Genomic DNA, 2,480 nt, shown 5'->3' on the forward strand with positions numbered 1-2,480 from the left:
CTTCTATTTTTTTCTAAAATGAAATTATTATAATCAATGTGATTCATATTCAAAACATTTGTATAGGAGGAATTTTTATATTTTCTCCCTCACTAATGATTTTAAAAACACTTATTCTGCAATTACTTACACATTGTAAATAGGTTTTGTATTATCTAAAACTTGTTTAAGTTCTTTAGAAGCGTTGTAATATCTTTGTACATCTATACTTTCTGGGCGCATTTTTAATATCTCTTCCCGTCTATTTACAAATTTAGTCATAAAATCTTCATAACTACTATCATTACAAAGTCTTAGAATAACAGCTTTCTTGAATTGCCAGAATTGCCCTAAAATTTCTGACAACTCCTCCCGTTCTGTTTTATCTTTAATATATTCATACAAAACATTTAAATCTTTCCATTTTTCAAAGAAAGGAAGGGCTTCTGTATTAAAGAATAGATAAAAATCATCTTCTATTTGTTTAATGTCTTTATCTGATTTTATTTCTTTTTTTATAGTAGGAATTTTAAAATTGTAATCAATGAAAAATGAATTATATATATCTTTTGGAGATGATTCTCTTCCTACTAAATTATTTTTTGCAAGTATTGACACTAAGATATTCTCAATACTTAGAAAATTGATATAAATAGAAAAACCCCAAAAAAGATTTTTTCCATCTTCTTCTTTAATAATGAACCCTATACGAAAAATACTTGCATCTTGTTCTTTACGATAGTTAAACACATTATTATTTAATTCCTTCGTTTTAGTTAGAATGAAACCTTCATTAGTTAAAAAATTATGTATAAAAGATAATTCCATTTTTTGATTATTTAAAATTAATACTATTCATTTGTATAGGAGGAATTTTTATATTATCACCTTCACTAATGATTTTATAAACATCTTCACGATATATTCTGACATTCTTTTGTCTATTAAAATTCTTTGGAGCTCCTTTTTCTAAAAGAATATCATTATCACTCCTTACCTCAAACTCTATGTATTTTTTATTAGGGTTATTCTTAAAGACATCTATCAACTCGCTTTTCTGGTTAGCTGTCCAAGGCGAGGAAGCGTTTAACTTGCTGCCTCTTATTCTCATTTGTAAAAAGGATTGGGTTCATTTTCTAAATGAGTGATTAAATAATCAAATCCTTGTTGGTATAAAGGAGCCTCTTTTTCATATCTTGGCTCTAAAAAGTCTTCTTTTATAAAGGTCTGTAAGCCGTTTTTATACTCTTCATATCTTGGGTGATTTCCCCATTTTAGAATAGCAATCTTCTTAAAAAGAGTGACAGGATAAGTCCCGCCAACTACAATCTCCAATTGTTTATCAAAAGGCACACTTCCTACATAATCAGCTAAAAATTTTATATCTAATAGTTTAGGGAATACCTCTTGTTCATAATACGAAAGACATTTATAAAACTCCGATAAAAACTCCTCTAAATGAGCCTCGGAGGTGATTTCTTGCGAAAAAGAATAGTCTGTTTTATAGAAATCTTTGATAACAAATGCTATATCATTACAATAATATTTTTTCAACTCTTCTATTATTAAATCATATACGAAATTTTCTAATTTATTTAATTGAATCGTAAAAGGGTTAAATCTAAGGAAAGAATCAAATTGTAACCTACAATCAAACTTTAATATATAACTATCAGTTTTTTTACAAAGAATAATCATATCTGTATCTTCTTTTGTAACTGAATAATTTATCATAGCTCTATTGCTTTCGAAAAGACTTTTAATTTTGTTTCTTGTTAAATCCATAAGTAAAATTATTTAGTTATTCCTTTAAATGTTTTGTTACCATCTCCATACAGTCTGTAGAAATCTTTTAACTTTATTCCTGTCCCTTGTTTAATTTCTTTTGGCAAAAGAATGTCGTTAATGTCTGTTTTTTTTGCATTAGTAGGCTTATAAAACAAGCTACCTTTTCCCGCTTGTTGTTGTGCTAAAGTTTGTCCTGTAGTTAAACCAGTATTTTGACTTAGTTTAGTTTCTACTACTATCATATCTTGTATATTACCTCTTGCATCATATTTAATCCAAACTTGGTCGGCAATAAAGAACTCGCCTTGCTTGTTACAAGGAGGGGTTAGTCCAGGAAGACAGAAATGTTTTTACACATTGTAAATAGGTTTTGTATTGTCTAAAATCTCTTTAAGTTCTTTAGAGGCATTGTAATATCTTTGTACATCTATACTTTCTGGGCGCATTTTTAATATCTCTTCCCGCCTATTTACAAATTTAGTCATAAAATCTTCATAACTACTATCATTACAAAGTCTCAGAATAATAGCTTTCTTAAATTGCCAGAATTGCCCTAAAATTTCTGACAACTCCTCCCGTTCTGTTTTATCTTTAATATATTCATATAAAACATTTAAATCTTTCCATTTTTCAAAGAAGGGAAGGGCGTCTGTATTAAAAAATGAAGTTAATCTATTTATAAGATTTTCTACATCAAATTCGGTTTCTATAAG

At 27.9% G+C, this 2,480-nt stretch carries 4 protein-coding genes and 1 pseudogene; all 5 read right to left on the reverse strand.

Annotated features, from left to right (window positions below; genetic code table 11):
* Positions 1 to 126 precede the first annotated feature (126 nt).
* On the reverse strand, positions 127 to 807 hold the full coding sequence (locus tag HMPREF9071_RS04825) for a hypothetical protein (protein WP_009745462.1): 681 nt from the start codon (positions 805 to 807) through the stop codon (positions 127 to 129).
* A 7-nt stretch (positions 808 to 814) separates the two neighbouring features.
* Positions 815 to 1,090: a hypothetical protein gene (locus HMPREF9071_RS04830; protein WP_009745463.1), complete on the reverse strand. Its 276-nt coding sequence runs from the start codon at positions 1,088 to 1,090 to the stop codon at positions 815 to 817.
* Positions 1,087 to 1,764: a hypothetical protein gene (locus HMPREF9071_RS04835; RefSeq protein WP_009745464.1), complete on the reverse strand. Its 678-nt coding sequence runs from the start codon at positions 1,762 to 1,764 to the stop codon at positions 1,087 to 1,089. Before HMPREF9071_RS04835 ends, HMPREF9071_RS04830 begins: the two co-directional genes overlap by 4 nt.
* Before the next feature lie 8 nt (positions 1,765 to 1,772).
* A complete protein-coding gene (locus HMPREF9071_RS04840) occupies positions 1,773 to 2,009 on the reverse strand; it encodes a hypothetical protein (protein ID WP_009745465.1) in 237 nt (78 codons plus the stop codon).
* 108 nt (positions 2,010 to 2,117) lie between these two features.
* A pseudogene (locus tag HMPREF9071_RS04845) lies at positions 2,118 to 2,480 on the reverse strand (hypothetical protein); the annotation flags it as partial.

Origin of the sequence: Capnocytophaga sp. oral taxon 338 str. F0234, from assembly GCF_000192225.1 — a bacterium.
GTDB lineage: Bacteria > Bacteroidota > Bacteroidia > Flavobacteriales > Flavobacteriaceae > Capnocytophaga.